Raw genomic sequence first — 16,591 nt, forward strand, 5'->3', positions numbered from 1 at the left:
GCCCCTGCGCCCCGCAGGAGCGAGCTTGCTCGCGAACCACGCAGCGGCTATCCCCCGATCAACCGCCATCGCGACCACGCACTCGGCTTCCCCCCTCGCTCCCACCGGGCGTCTCGCGTAAACTTGCGCGCTTCTCGCGGCCCGCTAGGCTGCACTTCACATATTTTCAAAGGTGCCCGCCATGCCTTGGCTGCAAGTCCGTCTCGCCATCAGCCCAGAACAAGCCGAAACCTATGAAGACGCTTTTCTTGAAGTCGGTGCCGTTTCGGTCACCTTCATGGACGCCGAGGATCAGCCGATCTTCGAACCCGAACTGAACACCACCCCGCTGTGGTCCCACACCCACCTGCTGGCCCTGTTCGAGGGCGGCACCGAGGCCGCCAGCGTGCTCGCCCACCTGGAACTGCTGACCGGCGCTCCGCTGCCCGAACACCACAGCGAAGTCATCGAAGACCAGGACTGGGAACGCAGCTGGATGGACAACTTCCAGCCGATGCGCTTCGGCCAGCGCCTGTGGATTGTTCCCAGCTGGCACGCCGCGCCGGAGCCGGATGCGGTCAACCTGCTGCTGGACCCGGGCCTGGCGTTCGGCACCGGCACCCACCCGACCACCGCCCTGTGCCTGCAATGGCTGGACAGCCAGGACCTCAAGGACTGCAACGTGCTGGACTTCGGCTGTGGTTCGGGAATCCTGGCCATCGCCGCCCTGCTGCTGGGCGCCCGCCACGCGGTCGGCACCGACATAGACATCCAGGCCCTGGAAGCCTCCCGCGACAACGCCGGACGCAACGGGATTGCCGACGAACTGTTCCCGCTCTACCTGCCCGAGCAACTGCCGCAGGTAGAGGCCGATGTGCTGGTGGCCAACATCCTGGCCGGCCCTCTGGTGGCCCTGGCTCCGCAGCTGTCGGGCCTGGTCAAGTCCGGCGGACGCCTGGCGCTCTCCGGCATCCTCGCCGAGCAAGGCGAAGAAGTCGCTGCGGCCTATGCCCAGGACTTCGATCTGGATCCGATTGCCACCCTCGATGGCTGGGTGCGCATCACCGGCCGTCGGCGCTAGAATGGCCGCCTGCATAATCCGGATGGCCGCATGACCGACAGTTTCGTCACCCAATGCCCACATTGCCAAACCAGGTTCCGTGTCAGCCACGCTCAACTGAGCGTGGCCCGTGGAGTGGTGCGCTGTGGCTCCTGCCTGCAGGTGTTCAACGCCGCGCGGCAGTTGCTGGAGCAGCGCGCCGCCAAGGAAAGCGCAGCGTCCAGGCCAGTGGCGAAACCGGCGCCCGCCCCCGCGCCTGCGGCAGCGCCTCCCGTCGAGCCGCCAGCCGAGCCTGCCGCCAGCCCCACGCCAGCGGCGCCCCCCGTGCAACGCGCCATCAGCCAGAAACAATGGTCGGCTGCCGAAATGGACCTGGATCACCTGGACCTCGACGAGGAGCTGGCCAAGCTCGAACAGCGAGAGATCCAGCCGGCCAAGGCCTTTGGCCAGGAACGGGAACACAAGGAAGGCAGCCTCAGCGCCCGCCGCGACCCGCAGGACGCCGATGACGCCCACTGGCCCGACGGCCTGTTTGGCAGCGCCGCTGAACACGACGAGCCGCAACCTGTCGCTCTCAAGGCCCAGGCGGACGAACCCGCCCCCGAGCCGCCCCGGCAGAGCCGTACCGAACCGTCGCTGTCCTTCAACCTGGCGGACCTGGAAGACGAACCCAAAGCCCCCAAGCTGCGCCTGGATGACGACCTGGAACCGTTCGACGCCCGGATCTCGGCAGACAGCCCCGAAGCGGACAATGAAGCGGACATCCCCCACGGCAAGAAACGCCGCGAACGCAGCGAACCCGCCGTGCCGGAAGACGTCTTGCTGGACCTGGTGGATGATCCGATCCACCTCGACTGGCAGAAACGCCGCTCGCCCTGGGGCCGGCGCCTGCTCTGGCTGCTGTTGATCCTGCTGGCCGCCGGCGGCCTGGCAGGTCAGTACATCGCCTACCATTTCGACGAACTGGCGCGCCAGGACCAGTACCGCCCCTGGTTCCAGCAACTGTGCCCGGAGTTCGGCTGCACGGTGCCATCCCGGGTGGATATCGCCCGGATCAAGAGCAGCAACCTGGTGGTGCGCAGCCACCCGGAATTCAGCGGGGCCCTGGTGGTGGACGCCATCATCTACAACCGTGCGCCCTTCTCCCAACCCTTCCCGCTGCTGGAACTGCGCTTCGCCGACCTCAACGGCCACCTGATCGCCAGCCGCAGCTTCAAACCCGGGGAGTACCTGGGCGGTGAGATGCAGGATGTGGCGGAAATGCCGCCGCAGACGCCGATTCACATCGCCCTGGACATTCTTGACCCCGGACCGAAAGCCGTGAACTACAGTCTCAGTTTCCACTCGCCCGAGTGAATCGGCTGAACGAGCTGGCGAACAACTCCGAATTGAAGACAGATTTATGACTGCGTCGCTCAGATTGATCCCAGAGCGATAACGGAATAACTGTTCAGATTTTATCCAATTCAGCCTTTATCCGGTCATCGAGAGCGGGTATCATGCCAACCCTTTTTCGAACTCTCATGATCCGGCCCCACAACAGGGAAGTCCTATGTCGGCGGTACGCATCGGCCCATATACATTGCACAACGGCTTGATTCTCGCCCCGATGGCGGGGGTCACCGACCAGCCCTTTCGTCAGCTTTGCAAGCAGTTGGGCGCGGGCCTTGTAGTCTCGGAAATGGTCACCAGCGACATGAGCTTGTGGAACAGCCGCAAATCGCGGTTGCGCATGATCCACGAAGGCGATCCCGAGCCACGCTCGGTGCAGATTGCCGGTGGCGATGCACAGATGCTGGCGGATGCCGCCCGCGCCAACGTCGAGTTGGGCGCACAGATTATTGATATCAACATGGGTTGTCCGGCGAAGAAGGTCTGCAACAAGGCCGCCGGCTCCGCGTTGCTGAAAGACGAAGCCCTGGTCAACGAGATTCTCCAGGCGGTGGTGGCCGCGGTGGATGTACCGGTCACCCTGAAGATCCGCACCGGCTGGGACCGGCAGAACAAGAACGGCCTGACGGTGGCGAAGATCGCCGAACAGGCAGGCATCACGGCGCTGGCGGTCCATGGCCGGACCCGGGCCGACCTGTACACCGGTGAAGCCGAGTACGACACCATTGCCGCGATCAAGCAGGCGGTGTCGATTCCGGTCTTTGCCAACGGCGATATCGACTCACCCGAAAAAGCCCGGCAGGTCTTGCATGCCACCGGCGCCGACGGGCTGTTGATTGGCCGGGCCGCCCAGGGGCGGCCATGGATTTTTCGTGAAATCGAGCACTTCCTGCGCACCGGTGAGACCCTTCCGGCACCGGAGCTGTTCGAAGTGGAACGTATTCTGCTAGAGCACCTGGCCGCGCTGCATGCCTTCTATGGAGAGGTCATGGGCGTACGCATCGCACGCAAGCATGTGGGCTGGTATCTCGCAACCCTGCCGGGCGCCAGGGAGTTCCGCGCCCACTTCAATCGTTTGGAAGATACGGAAGCACAATGCGCCAACGTTCGTGAGTTCTTTGCCGGACGTTACAAGAGCCTGGAAACAGGGGACGGAGAAGGGGTGGCCGCATGACGATGATGACCGAGACTTTAGTGAGTGGAACAACACCCGTGAGCGACAACGTGAATTTGAAACAGCACCTCAATACCCCCAGCGAAGAAGGCCAGACCCTTCGCGGGAGTGTCGAGAAGGCGCTGCACAATTATTTCGCCCACCTTGAGGGCGCTGCCGTCACGGACGTGTACAACCTGGTGCTCTCCGAAGTCGAGGCTCCGTTGCTCGAAAGCGTGATGAACTACGTCAAGGGCAATCAGACCAAGGCCAGCGAACTCCTGGGCCTGAACCGCGGCACCCTGCGCAAGAAACTCAAGCAGTACGATTTGTTGTAAGCATTCAATCAAACCAGAAAGGCGCCCGCGTAAAAAACGGTCGCCTTTTTTGCTGACTCCTTTGCTTTTGATGGAAATTGAGATGACCGACCAGACTACCCGCCTGCCGATCCGCCGCGCCTTGATCAGTGTTTCCGACAAGACCGGGATCCTTGAATTCGCCAAGGAACTGGAAGCCCTCGGCGTGGAGATCCTCTCCACCGGCGGGACCTTCAAGCTGCTGCAGGACAACGGCGTGTCCGCAGTGGAAGTGGCGGATTACACCGGTTTCGCGGAAATGATGGATGGCCGGGTCAAGACCCTGCACCCGAAAATCCACGGCGGTATCCTCGGTCGTCGCGGTATCGACGACGCCATCATGAACGAGCACGGGATCAAGCCCATCGATCTGGTGGCGGTCAACCTCTACCCTTTCGAAGCCACCATCTCCAAGCCCGGCTGCGACCTGCCGACCGCCATCGAGAACATCGACATCGGCGGCCCGACCATGGTCCGCTCGGCGGCCAAGAACCATAAGGACGTGGCCATCGTGGTCAACGCCAGCGACTACGCCGGTGTCCTGGAAAGCCTCAAGGCCGGTGGCCTGACCTACGCCCAGCGCTTCGACCTGATGCTCAAGGCCTTCGAACACACCGCCGCCTACGACGGCATGATCGCCAACTACATGGGCACCGTGAACCAGGCCGCCGACACCCTCTCGACATCCGGCCGCAGCGAATTCCCGCGGACCTTCAACAGCCAGTTCATCAAGGCCCAGGAAATGCGCTACGGCGAGAACCCGCACCAGAGCGCGGCGTTCTACGTGGAAGCCAAGCCCGCCGAAGTCGGCATCGCCACCGCCACCCAGCTGCAAGGCAAGGAGCTGTCCTACAACAACGTAGCCGACACCGACGCCGCGCTGGAATGCGTGAAGAGCTTCGTCAAGCCGGCCTGCGTCATCGTCAAGCACGCCAACCCGTGCGGCGTGGCGGTCAGCCCGGATGCTGAAGGCGGCATCCGCCAGGCCTATGAACTGGCCTACGCCACCGACACCGAATCGGCCTTCGGCGGCATCATCGCCTTCAACCGCGAACTGGACGCCGACACCGCCAAGGCCATCGTCGAGCGGCAGTTCGTCGAAGTGATCATCGCCCCGAGCGTCAGCGAGGAAGCCCGCGCCATCGTCGCCGCCAAGGCCAACGTGCGCCTGCTGGCCTGCGGCCAGTGGTCGGCCGACCGGGTTCCTGCCTGGGATTACAAGCGCGTCAACGGTGGCCTGCTGGTGCAGAGCCGCGATATCGGCATGATCGGTGCCGATGACCTGAAAGTCGTCACCAAACGCGCCCCGACCGAGCAAGAGATCCACGACCTGATCTTCGCCTGGAAAGTGGCCAAGTTCGTCAAGTCCAACGCCATCGTCTACGCCAAGAACCGCCAGACCATCGGCGTCGGCGCCGGTCAGATGAGCCGCGTGAACTCGGCGCGAATCGCCGCGATCAAAGCCGAACACGCCGGTCTGCAGGTCCAGGGCGCCGTGATGGCTTCCGATGCCTTCTTCCCGTTCCGTGACGGTATCGACAACGCGGCCAAGGTCGGCATCACCGCGGTGATCCAGCCCGGCGGCTCGATGCGTGATGCAGAAGTGATTGCCGCGGCCGACGAGGCCGGCATTGCCATGGTCTTCACCGGCATGCGCCACTTCCGTCACTAACAGCAGCCACAAGCATCAAGCTGCAAGCGACAAGCCAGGGCCAAGCGCAGTTGCGCTTGCCTGATCCTTGCAGCCTTCCCTTTTCAGAGCCGCACGCAGCACGGCAGGGCGATAAGAATTGCTCTTCACTTGCAGCTTGCGGCTTGTAGCTTCCTCCGAAGGAGTCTGACTTGAACATTTTGATCATTGGTAGCGGCGGTCGCGAACACGCCCTGGCCTGGAAAGTCGCTCAGGACCCACGGGTCGAAAAAGTATTCGTCGCCCCCGGCAACGCCGGCACCGCCATCGAAGCCAAGTGCGAGAACGTCGCCATCGACGTCCTGGCCCTGGAGCAACTGGCCGATTTCGCCGAGAAGAATGTGTCCCTGACCATCGTCGGTCCGGAAGTGCCGCTGGTGGCTGGCGTGGTCGACCTGTTCCGCTCCCGCGGCCTGGACTGCTTCGGTCCGACTGCCGGTGCCGCGCAGCTAGAAGGCTCGAAAGCCTTCACCAAGGATTTCCTCGCGCGCCACAAGATCCCGACCGCCGACTACCAGAACTTCACCGAAATCGAGCCGGCCCTGGCCTACCTGAAGGAAAAGGGCGCCCCGATCGTGATCAAGGCCGACGGCCTGGCCGCCGGCAAGGGCGTGATCGTCGCCATGACCCTGGCCGAAGCCGAGGAAGCCGTGCGCGACATGCTGGCCGGCAATGCCTTCGGCGAAGCCGGTTCCCGCGTGGTCATCGAAGAGTTCCTCGATGGCGAGGAAGCCAGCTTCATCGTCATGGTCGACGGCAAGAACGTGCTGCCGATGGCCACCAGCCAGGACCACAAGCGCGTCGGCGACGGCGACACTGGCCCCAATACCGGTGGCATGGGCGCCTACTCGCCAGCACCGGTGGTCACCGCCGAAGTGCACCAGCGGGTCATGGATCAGGTGATCTGGCCCACCGTGCGCGGCATGGCCGAGGAAGGCAATGTCTACACCGGCTTCCTCTATGCAGGCCTGATGATCGACAAGGCCGGCAACCCGAAAGTCATCGAATTCAACTGCCGCTTCGGCGATCCGGAAACCCAGCCGGTGATGCTGCGCCTGCAGTCGAGCCTGGTGCTGTTGGTCGAAGCCGCCCTGGCCCAGGCCCTGGACAAGGTCGAAGCGCAGTGGGACCCACGCCCGAGCCTGGGCATCGTCCTGGCAGCCGGCGGCTATCCTGCTGACTACGCCAAGGGCGCGGTCATCACCGGCCTGGACGCGGCGGCGGCCCTGGAAGGCAAGGTGTTCCACGCTGGCACCGCGCTCAAGGACGGTCAGATCGTGACCTCCGGCGGCCGGGTACTCTGCGCCACCGCCATGGGCGACAGCGTCGACGCGGCCCAGCAGCAAGCCTACCGCCTGGCGGCCAAGATCGACTGGCAAGGCTGCTTCTACCGCAAGGACATCGGCTACCGAGCCATTGCCCGTGAGCGCGGTCAGGAGTAAAGCTGCCCCTGTCCCCGGCAAGGGCCCGGTGCCCTTGCCGTGCGGTCATTACGCCGCGCATAGTTATAATCAGGCATCAACCAATGAAGGGATTTCGCCGTGCGCTGGCTCAGGATTGCCCTAGGCTTCACCGTCACATTGCTGACCCTGCTCTGCTTGAATCCGGCTCTGGCCGCTCAAGGCAGTGGCTGGGCGGTTTTGCTCGACGAACAGGCCGATCTGCAGCTCAGTGACATCCGCTCCCCGCGCTACACCAACCAGTTCAGCCCCATCGAGCTGGACAAGCTGACCGCCGCCGAACCCGATGGCGCGCTGTGGCTGCGCTTCAAGCTGCAACCCGGGCCCCACGAACAGCTCCTGCGGATCTTCGCCCCCGACCTGTCCCACCTGAATCTCTACGTGCTCGACGGCGACAAGCTGATCGAGCAAGTGAACACCGGCTCCAGCCAGCCACAAACGGAAAAGCCCCTGCCCAGCAGCGACTTCATGCTGCCGCTGCCGCAAAGCGCCAAGCCGCTGGAGGTCTACCTGCGGCTGGTGTCCGAACACGAACTGCGCCCTTACATCACCCTGCAATCGGCGGTGATGAGCGCCGCCGACCAGAGCCAGACCCTGATCTACGGCCTGTTGTTCGGCTGCCTGGCGATGCTGATCCTGCATAACCTCACCCGCTTCGCCTACACCCGTTCACGCAGCAGCCTGTGGCTGGCGGCCTGCGAGGGGCTGTTGACCCTCAGCCTGCTGATGCTGCTGAACCTGTTCGGCCCGTGGCTGCCGGACTGGCAAGCCTTGCAGACCCCGGGCGCCTACCTGGCGCTGCTGCTGACCGCGCCCTGCGGGATGATGTTCGCCTACCGCTTCTTCGCCCCGCTGGGCCCGCACCCGCTGAACCGCTTGCTGCTGGGCAATATCCTGCTGATCAGCCTGTTCGGCCTGTTGCTGCTGTTCGTCAACACCCTGCCGCTGAACATCATCACCTACGGCCTGGTGGCCCTGGCCGGCCTGAGCATGCTGTTCGTCGGCGGCTATCACTGGCACAAGGGCTATCGCCCGGCCCGGCTGTTCGTCACCGCCATGGTGATCTTCAACCTCGGCACCCTGGTGATTCTCCCGGCCCTGCTGGGCCTGACCCTGGTGGCCCCGCAAGGGCTGATCGTTACCCTGCTCAGCGTGGTCTGCGTCGCCGGCCTGCTGATGAGCGTCGCCCTGGGCGAACGCCAGCGCGACATCACCGAGAACCGCTTCAGCGTCAGCCGCGATCTGGCCGCCAGCACCGCCGAGGTCAATGCCAAGGCCGAGTTCCTGGCCAAGATCAGCCACGAGATCCGCACCCCGATGAACGGCGTGCTGGGCATGACCGAGCTGCTGCTGGGCACCCCGCTGTCGGTCAAGCAACGCGACTACGTGCAAACCATCCACAGCGCCGGCAACGAGCTGCTGACCCTGATCAACGAGATCCTCGACATCTCCAAGCTGGAGTCCGGGCAGATCGAGCTGGACGACGTGCAGTTCGACCTCAACGCCCTGATCGAAGACTGCCTGAGCATCTTCCGGGCCAAGGCCGAACAGCAGAACGTCGAGCTGATCAGCTTTATCCAGCCCCAGGTGCCGCGGGTCATCAGCGGTGACCCGACCCGCCTGCGCCAGGCGCTGCTGAGCCTGCTGGAAAATGCCCTGAAGAAGACCGACGAGGGCGAAGTGCTGATCGTCGTCGCCATCGACGAGCGCAGCAGCAAGCCGCGCCTGCGCATCGCCGTGCAGGACAGCGGCCAGCCCATGGACGCCGAAGAGCGCGAGGCCCTGCTGCACACCGAACTGCACAGCAAGAACTTCCTCGCCACCACCCGCCTGGGGGGCAACCTGGGCCTGGTGATCGCCCGCCAGCTGATCCTGCTGATGCACGGCGAGTTCGGCATCAAGAGCGGCACCAACCAGGGCAGCACCCTGTGGCTGACCCTGCCCCTAGACGCCGAGCGCCTGGAGCACCCGACCGCCGACCTCGACGGCCCCCTGCAGGGCGCGCGGGTACTGGTGGTGGACGACAACGACACCTGCCGCAAGGTGCTGGTGCAGCAATGCAGCGCCTGGGGCCTGAACGTCAGCGCCGTGCCTTCGGGCAAGGAGGCCCTGGCCCTGCTGCGGACCAAGGCGCACCTGCGGGACTACTTCGATGTGGTGCTGCTGGACCAGAACATGCCCGGCATGACCGGCATGCAACTGGCAGCCAAGATCAAGGAAGACCCGAGCCTGAACCACGACATCCTGCTGATCATGCTCACCGGCATCAGCAACGCACCGAGCAAGGTGATTGCACGCAATGCCGGGATCAAGCGCATCCTCGCCAAGCCGGTGGCCGGCTACACCCTCAAGACCACCCTGGCCGACGAACTCAATCAGCGCGACAAGGCCCCTGCCGCCCCCTACAACATGCCCCTGGCCCCGGCTCCGGGGCCTGAGCCGGTCACGGTTCCCAGCGACTTCAGCATCCTGGTGGCCGAGGACAACAGCATCTCCACCAAGGTCATCCGCGGCATGCTGGGCAAACTCAACCTGCAGCCCGACACCGCCAGCAACGGCGAGGAAGCGCTGCAGGCGATGAAAGCCAAGCGCTACGACCTGGTGCTGATGGACTGCGAGATGCCGGTGCTCGATGGCTTCTCCGCCACTCAGCAACTGCGTGCCTGGGAAGTGGGCAACCAGCGGGTGCGCACCCCGGTGGTGGCGCTGACCGCGCACATCCTCGCCGAGCACAAGGAGCGCGCGCGCCAGGCCGGCATGGACGGGCACATGGCCAAGCCGGTAGAGCTCTCGCAACTGCGCGAGCTGGTGGAACACTGGGTCACCCAGCGCGATCTGCGCGAACGTAGCGCCGCCCACACCAGTTGAGCCGACAGCCCGGGCGGCGCCTGTTAAACTCTCGCTCGCCCTCCCTAGTCGTGAGCTTCCACCATGCTCCACGTGCTGTTCAGCGTTTACCTGAAGATGCTGGTGCTCTATAGCCCGTTCTTCGTTCTCTCGTGCTTCATCAGCCTGACCCGCGGCTACTCCTCCAAGGAGCGCCGGCGCCTGGCCTGGAAAGTCGCCCTCGCCACCCTGGTTTCCAGCGTCCTGCTGTACCTGTTCGGTCGAGTGATCTTCAGCGTGTTCGGCATTACCGTGGATGCCTTCCGCATCGGCGCCGGCAGCGTGCTGTTCATCTCCGCCCTGGGCATGGCCCAGGGCAAGTCGGCGGTGCAGACCGACAACGTGCAGCAGGACGTGACCATAGTGCCGCTGACCATTCCCCTGACCGTGGGGCCGGGCACCATCGGTGCCCTGCTGGTGATGGGGGTCAGCCAGCCGCACTGGGACGACAAGCTCACCGCCATCCTCAGCATCGCCCTGGCCAGCCTCACCGTGGGCGTGGTGCTGTACCTGTCCAACCGCATCGAACGCATCCTCGGCGACCAGGGCCTGCAGATCGTCAGCCGGCTGATGGGACTGTTCGTCTGCGCCCTGGCGGCGCAGATCATCTTCACCGGGGTCAAAGGCTATCTGGTGCCCTAGCAGCGGCGCGCCCCAGCGGACAAGGAATGTCACATGCCCGGCCATGAAGATCGCCAGCTCATCCAGCAACGATGGCAGGACGAACGCTACCCCAGGGACAACTCACTCGCCCTGGGCTCGGGCTTCTACTGCCTGTTCGAGCTGCTCCATGAGCATCCCCGACTGATCAACAAAGTGTGGCTGCCGGCCTCGGACTGCGACGCTCATCAGGACGGCGAAGGCCTCGCTACCCTGGCGCTGTGCGTCGCCGGCAACGGCGCCTTGCAGGCCCGGGCCGGCGAGTGTGCCGCGCATGGCGGGGATGGTTTCCTGGCATTGCAGGAGAAAGATTCTGAGGCCCTGATCTGGCTGCTGGTCCTGAGGGACACCAATCCCTTCAACCGGGTCGAGATCCAGGACCGACACCTCTATGCCGAGTCGACCTCCGGTGTCAGCGTGAAGATTCCTCTGGAGCGCCCCGATCAGTTGACCCTGGCCTGGCCATGACCCTTGCACTGCCACCGAGCCCGATGAAAAAACTGACCGTCACCGCCGCCATCGACCTCCTCAGCCGCCAGCGGTTGCCCGGCCTCGACGCCGCCGCCCGCGCCTCCCACCTCCTGAACTGGTGGGGAATAGACAGCGACGACCTTGAGTTCGCCGCACTCCCACCCAGCCTGCAACAACAGCTCAGGGCGCAGCCGGAGCCCCCGGAAGACCCGCAGGCCCAACGCTACGACGCCCTGCTGCTGATCGCCCTGCGCGCCGAATACCGCGGCGTGACCCACCGCTACCTGATGCGCTGCCTGCGTGAAGCCGGGCTGGGCGACTACGCCGTCAGCGCGGACATCGAGTACCTGGAGGCCTGTCCCTGCTGCGGTTATCGAACCCTCTCGGCGCGGGGCGACTACCAGATCTGCGACCTCTGCCATTGGGAGGACGACGGCAGCCAGGCGCTGGATGTGCTGAGCGGACCCAACCACAAAACCCTGGGCCAGGCCCGGGAACACTTTGCCCGGCAGCAGGGCCACCTGCCCTTGGACAAGTGGCCACACATCAGCAAGGACACCCCATGATTCCCCAGCAGTTGATCGCCCTGATCGAAGCCCAGCCCCGCTTCCGCCCGCGCCCCGACACCGCCGAGGTCACCCGAGCGCTGGCAACATTGGGGATTGCCCTGGACAGCGAGTTCGCCCAGATCTACCTGGCCTGTCACCCCGCCGACTTCGAAAGCCGAGCGAGCTACGAAGTGCTGATGGATATCGACGGGCCCAGTGATGAAATCCTGATGTGCACCGAGTTCATTCATGAAGTCTGGGAGTTGCCAGAGAACTTCGTCGCCTTCACCTCGTTGCAAGGTGAAGGCGGCTACTTGCTGGACAAGGACAGCGGTGGCGTCTGGGATTTCGACCTGGGCGACCGGGAGGCGTTCGTTGCCGGCCGCCTCCCCGCCCGCTGGGCCGGCTTCTTCGAATTCATCACCTGGCTGCTGACCGCCAAGGACAAGGACCAGGATGATGAGTGACCCTGCGCGCTAGAAGCCGTTGCCGGCGATGGCGATCTTGCGAGCGCCTTCGCCGGCAAGCCGGCTCCTACACGGGTTTATTGCCGTACCAGCGCGGGGTGTAGACCCACTCGCCGCCCTCGGTCCGGGGGAACACGCAGGTGGTGGAAGACCCCACCAGCACCATGGTGCGCATGTCCACCTGCTCCGGGGTCAGCTCGCCCAGGGTGATGACCCGCAGGGTCTGCCCCGGACGACCGATATCCCGTCCCAGCACCACCGGGGTGTGCGGCGTACGGTGCTGGCGCACGATCTCCAGGGCCCGGCCCAGTTGCCAGGGCCGCGAGCGGGAGATCGGGTTGTAGAAGGCCAGCGCCAGATCGGCCTGGGAAGCGAGGTCCAGGCGCTTCTCGATGATGTCCCAGGGCTTGAGGTTGTCCGACAGCGACAGCACGCAGAAGTCATGCCCCAGCGGCGCGCCGGCCTGGGCGGCAGTGGCCAGTGAGGCGGAGACGCCCGGGAGGATCTCCAGGTCGACACGATGCCACGCCGGGTCGCTGGATTCGTGCAGGGCTTCGAGCACCGCCGCGGCCATGGCGAACACCCCAGGATCACCGGACGACACCACCACCACCGAACGGCCCTGGGCCGCCAGTTCGAACGCATGGCGGGCGCGCTGCATTTCTTCACGGTTGTCGGTGCAGTGCATGACCTGATCGGCGCGGAACGGACCGGCCATGCGCACGTAGGTTTCATACCCCAGGATGTCGTTGGCCCGGGCCAGTTCGGCTTTTACCGCCGGCACCATGAGTTCGGCTGCGCCGGGGCCAAGGCCGATCACCGCCAGGCGCCCACGGGGCCGGCCGATCTGTTCGGGGTCCAGGGGCTGGTTGGCCACGGCGATGGCGAGGTCGTCACCCACCTTCAGCGGCGGCAGCAATTGCGGCACGGCCTGTTGCGCCAGCTCGGCGACGCTGCCGGTGGCGGGCAGAAAGCGCAGCGGCACCCCCAGCTCGTCAGCCGCCTGGTGCAGGCCGCGGTCGGCCATGTCGCTGTCGGCGGCCAGCAGGCAGGCTAGGGACTGCACGGCGATGCGCGCCTGATGCAGGGCCTGGCGGATGGACGTGGCAAGGCCCGCGTCGCTTGGCCCACGACAGGCCACCAGGACGCTGCGGGGGTAGATCAGCAGCTCGTTGGCCGCCGGTTCGCGCTCGGCGGAACCGACGCGGATGGTCAGGCGGGCCTGATCGTTCTCGGGCAGCTTGGCCTCAGCCAGCCAGGGCGCGGCGCCTTCGATACGCACGCTCTCGCCACCCAGCAGATCGGAGACGAAGCGCTTGCCCAGTTCCAGATCCCCCAGGGCATAGCCGCTGGGCGGGTTCAGCAGGCAGGTGCCAAAGCGCAGTTCACCGCTGGTGGTAATGGCCGCGGCCACGCCAAGGCCGGCGGCTATTTCCCGGGCCATGACGTTGACCCCGCCCAGGCCACCCAGCAGCGGCACCACGGCGCTGCCGTCCTCGGCAACGGCCAGCACTGGCGGCTCGGCACCCTTTTCCAGCAACAGCGGGGCCAGGGTGCGGATGACGATGCCGGCCGCGCACAGGGCGATGATCGGCGTGTCATGTTGATACAGCTGGCGCAGCGTCGCGCCGAATTCGTGGTAGATCCGATCGGCGCCTTCGACCCGTTCCGCCAGACCGTGGATCAACGAATCGGGGTACAGCCGCTGGATCTGCCGCGCGGTGTCGAGGCTGCCTTGGCCCAGGATGACGATGGCCGGAATTGAACGGGCCATCAGCCTTGCCACCTTTCGCCGGGCACGATGATCAACGAGAAATACGGCGAGGACATCGGCTCCACTTCATCCAGCGGCACGATCTTCTGGTTGGCCATGGTGGCGCGCTCGACGTACAGCGCCCGCTGCGCCAGCCCCAGTTCTTCCAGGACCTGGCGCACCTTGGGGAAGTTGCGCCCCAGCTTCATCACCACCGCCGCGTCGGCGTCCGCCAGACGCCGCTTGAGCTCCTCGTGGGGCAATACCCCCGAAAGCACCGACAGACTCTGGTTGCGATACACCAGGGGCGCGCCCAGCACCGAGGCGCCGCCCAGCATCGAACACACCCCCGGCACCACTTCGGCCTGGTAACGCTCGGCCAGGCGGTCGTGCAGGTACATGTAGGAGCCGTAGAAGAACGGGTCGCCCTCGCAGATCACCGCCACGTCGCGGCCGGCATCCAGGTGCAGCGCCAGCTCCTGGCTGGCGCCGTCGTAGAAATCGCTGATCACTTGCTCGTAGGACAGCGGCGCCGGCAGCACTTCGGTGGTCACCGGGTACACCAGTGGCAGCAGGGTCTGGGCGTCCTGCAAATGCTCCTCGATGATGCCGAAGGCATTGCCTTTCTTGCCCTTGGCCACGAAATACGCCACCACCGGCGATTCGCGCAGCAGGCGCAAGGCCTTGAGGGTGATCAGTTCCGGATCACCGGGGCCCACGCCAAGGCCGATCAAACGTCCGGGTTGCTGCATCATTCGACCTCCGTGGCCAGGGCATTGACGGCGGCGGCGGCCATGGCACTGCCGCCCAGGCGCCCCTGCATGATCACGAACGGCACGCCACGGCTGTCGGCGGCGAGCATGGCCTTGGATTCGGCGGCGCCGACGAAGCCCACCGGGAAGCCGAGGATCAGCGCCGGTTTTGGCGCGCCGGCATCGAGCATTTCCAACAGGTAGAACAGCGCGGTGGGGGCATTGCCGATCACCACCACGCTGCCTTCCAGGTGCGGACGCCAGAGTTCCAGGGCCGCCGCCGAACGGGTGTTGCCCAGCTCTCGGGCCAGCTCCGGGACACTGTCATCGCGCAGGGTGCAGATCACTTTGTTGTTGGCCGGCAAGCGTGCCCGGGTAATGCCTTCAGAGACCATCCGCGCATCGCAGAGGATCGGTGCCCCGGCGGCCAGGGCATCACGCCCGGCCTTGCCGGCGCCCGCGGAGAATTGCAGGCCGTCGATGGCCTCCACCATGCCGCAGGCGTGGATCACCCGAACCGCGAGTTTTTCCAGGTCGGCCGGAATGCGATCCAGCTTCGCTTCTTCGCGAATGATCGCGAAGGAGTTGCGATAGATCTCCTGACCGTCGCGGATGTAATCAATCATCTAGGGAGCTCCGTAGGCGGGCATCAAGCAGGGCCTCTGCCGCTGCAATAGAAAGGTTGCGTGCGTGCAGCGTGCCGAACCCCGGCTGCGCTGCATCGCGTAAATACAAGTCGTAGCGCCCTGGGGCCAGCGCCAGCAGGGTAGCCGGCGCCACATGGGCGGCAGCGCAGGAACGGGAGCAGCCCGACAGGTGCACGGCCGCCTGCCGGCCGTGGCGTTGCAGCAGTTGCGCCAGCTCAAGCGCGTCGCCCTTGGTGTCGGCCAGGGCCTTGCCGCAGCCACTGGAGCCGGTGCAGGCAACCAGATGGGCCAGGGGTTGTTGAGCACTGCACAGCAAGCCTAACTGCCCCAGGCCGGCGGTGACCGTGGCCGCATCCGCCGGAGCAATGCCCGGCAGCAACAGGCTCTGCCAGGGCGTGAAACGCAGGCTGGCGTCGCCGTACTGCTCGGCCAGTTGCGCGGCGCCCTTGAGCATGACGGGATCGAGGCGCCCCAGGGGCGCGACCGCGCCGACATAGACCCGGTCGCCCTCGCGCTGTGGATAAGTTCCCAGGTGCAGCCCTGGAACCGCAGCTGGACGCTGCCAGCCATCGATGTTCAGCAAAGGGCTGCTCAGGCGCAGGTTCAGTCGGGCGAGAAAATCCGCCACCGGCATCTGCGCCAACAGGTGGCGCATCCGCGTCTGCTCGGGGGTGGCCAGTTCGAGAAACAGCTCCAGCACCGCCACCAGCAGCTCATGGCCCTGGGCCTCGGGCACCGCCGCCAGGGGTTTATCCACAGGACTGCCGGCCAGGCCGAAGGCCAGCAGCAACTGCCCGTCATGCACAAGTGCCGCCAGCCAAAGGTCGTGGTGATGTTCGAGCATGGCCAGGGCTTCGCCGCCATCGAGCTGCACGGCGAACTTGGCCGACAGTTCATGAAAGCGCGGGTGACTCTGCAAGGTCGCCAGGATCTGCCCGGCCAGGGGGCGGGTGTCCATCAGCATTTGCCGGTCGATGCCGGCGCCGGGGCTGAGCATCAGGTTGCGGACATCGTCGCCGGCGGCGGTGGTCGGCCCCAGGCCCGCCGCCAGGAGTGCATCGATCAGCGCCTGATGCTCGACACCGATCCCGCGAATCTGCAGGTTGGCGCGGTTGGTGGCCTCGATCACGCCGCCGGCATAGGCCTGCGCCGCCTCGGCCACCGCCCTGGCCTGGGCGGCGCTGATGACCCCGCCCGCCAGCTTGATCCGGCAGATGCCGCCGTCCAGCGCCGGGACGATGCGCAGCAATCCCGGGCAGGCCGAGGGGCGGATGGCGGTGGACATTGGGCGTTCGTTCAAAGGGGCAACCGGCAGTG

At 65.5% G+C, this 16,591-nt stretch carries 15 protein-coding genes; 11 read left to right on the forward strand and 4 right to left on the reverse strand.

Annotation, left to right across the window (positions count from 1 at the left end):
- Positions 1-181: 181 nt before the first annotated feature.
- From prmA to L1O02_RS27720, 11 genes are all read left to right on the forward strand, one after another.
- Positions 182-1,060 carry a 50S ribosomal protein L11 methyltransferase gene (prmA, locus tag L1O02_RS27670; protein ID WP_060837342.1) on the forward strand — a complete coding sequence of 293 codons (879 nt, stop codon included), beginning with the start codon at positions 182-184 and terminating at the stop codon, positions 1,058-1,060.
- Between the two features lie 30 nt (positions 1,061-1,090).
- Complete coding sequence (locus L1O02_RS27675; RefSeq protein WP_129406331.1) at positions 1,091-2,395, forward strand: DUF3426 domain-containing protein; 1,305 nt, start codon at positions 1,091-1,093, stop codon at positions 2,393-2,395.
- Between the two features lie 196 nt (positions 2,396-2,591).
- Positions 2,592-3,605: a tRNA dihydrouridine synthase DusB gene (dusB, locus tag L1O02_RS27680; protein ID WP_016968220.1), complete on the forward strand. Its 1,014-nt coding sequence runs from the start codon at positions 2,592-2,594 to the stop codon at positions 3,603-3,605.
- Positions 3,602-3,922 carry a DNA-binding transcriptional regulator Fis gene (gene fis, locus L1O02_RS27685; protein ID WP_003186237.1) on the forward strand — a complete coding sequence of 107 codons (321 nt, stop codon included), beginning with the start codon at positions 3,602-3,604 and terminating at the stop codon, positions 3,920-3,922. The genes dusB and fis overlap by 4 nt, the downstream gene beginning before the upstream one ends.
- Positions 3,923-4,004: 82 nt before the next feature.
- Positions 4,005-5,612, forward strand: a complete 1,608-nt coding sequence (gene purH / locus L1O02_RS27690; protein ID WP_235759074.1) for a bifunctional phosphoribosylaminoimidazolecarboxamide formyltransferase/IMP cyclohydrolase — start codon at positions 4,005-4,007, stop codon at positions 5,610-5,612.
- A gap of 170 nt (positions 5,613-5,782) precedes the next feature.
- Entirely contained in the window at positions 5,783-7,072 is a 1,290-nt protein-coding gene (gene purD, locus L1O02_RS27695; RefSeq protein ID WP_060837339.1) for a phosphoribosylamine--glycine ligase, read from the forward strand.
- A gap of 99 nt (positions 7,073-7,171) precedes the next feature.
- Positions 7,172-9,958 (forward strand): hybrid sensor histidine kinase/response regulator, encoded by a 2,787-nt coding sequence (locus tag L1O02_RS27700; RefSeq protein ID WP_060837338.1) that lies wholly within the window; start codon positions 7,172-7,174, stop codon positions 9,956-9,958.
- A 63-nt stretch (positions 9,959-10,021) separates the two neighbouring features.
- Complete coding sequence (locus L1O02_RS27705) at positions 10,022-10,618, forward strand: MarC family protein (protein WP_060837337.1); 597 nt, start codon at positions 10,022-10,024, stop codon at positions 10,616-10,618.
- Positions 10,619-10,651: 33 nt separating this feature from the next.
- Positions 10,652-11,104 carry a hypothetical protein gene (locus L1O02_RS27710; RefSeq protein ID WP_235759076.1) on the forward strand — a complete coding sequence of 151 codons (453 nt, stop codon included), beginning with the start codon at positions 10,652-10,654 and terminating at the stop codon, positions 11,102-11,104.
- On the forward strand, positions 11,101-11,673 hold the full coding sequence (locus tag L1O02_RS27715; protein ID WP_235759078.1) for a CPCC family cysteine-rich protein: 573 nt from the start codon (positions 11,101-11,103) through the stop codon (positions 11,671-11,673). Before L1O02_RS27710 ends, L1O02_RS27715 begins: the two co-directional genes overlap by 4 nt.
- Positions 11,670-12,122 carry an SMI1/KNR4 family protein gene (locus L1O02_RS27720; protein ID WP_235759080.1) on the forward strand — a complete coding sequence of 151 codons (453 nt, stop codon included), beginning with the start codon at positions 11,670-11,672 and terminating at the stop codon, positions 12,120-12,122. The genes L1O02_RS27715 and L1O02_RS27720 overlap by 4 nt, the downstream gene beginning before the upstream one ends.
- Before the next feature lie 67 nt (positions 12,123-12,189).
- On the opposite strand, the gene cobJ is transcribed toward L1O02_RS27720, so the two are convergent.
- The 4 genes from cobJ to cobG are packed head-to-tail and all read right to left on the reverse strand — an operon-like array spanning position 12,190 to position 16,559.
- Positions 12,190-13,896: a precorrin-3B C(17)-methyltransferase gene (cobJ, locus tag L1O02_RS27725; protein ID WP_235759082.1), complete on the reverse strand. Its 1,707-nt coding sequence runs from the start codon at positions 13,894-13,896 to the stop codon at positions 12,190-12,192.
- Entirely contained in the window at positions 13,896-14,627 is a 732-nt protein-coding gene (locus tag L1O02_RS27730) for a precorrin-2 C(20)-methyltransferase (protein WP_060837333.1), read from the reverse strand. Before L1O02_RS27730 ends, cobJ begins: the two co-directional genes overlap by 1 nt.
- Entirely contained in the window at positions 14,627-15,253 is a 627-nt protein-coding gene (locus L1O02_RS27735; RefSeq protein ID WP_060837332.1) for a precorrin-8X methylmutase, read from the reverse strand. Before L1O02_RS27735 ends, L1O02_RS27730 begins: the two co-directional genes overlap by 1 nt.
- Positions 15,246-16,559, reverse strand: a complete 1,314-nt coding sequence (gene cobG / locus L1O02_RS27740; protein ID WP_281063616.1) for a precorrin-3B synthase — start codon at positions 16,557-16,559, stop codon at positions 15,246-15,248. The genes L1O02_RS27735 and cobG overlap by 8 nt, the downstream gene beginning before the upstream one ends.
- Positions 16,560-16,591: the final 32 nt, after the last annotated feature.

Origin of the sequence: Pseudomonas sp. BC42 (assembly GCF_021560055.1) — a bacterium.
Taxonomy (GTDB): Bacteria; Pseudomonadota; Gammaproteobacteria; order Pseudomonadales; family Pseudomonadaceae; genus Aquipseudomonas.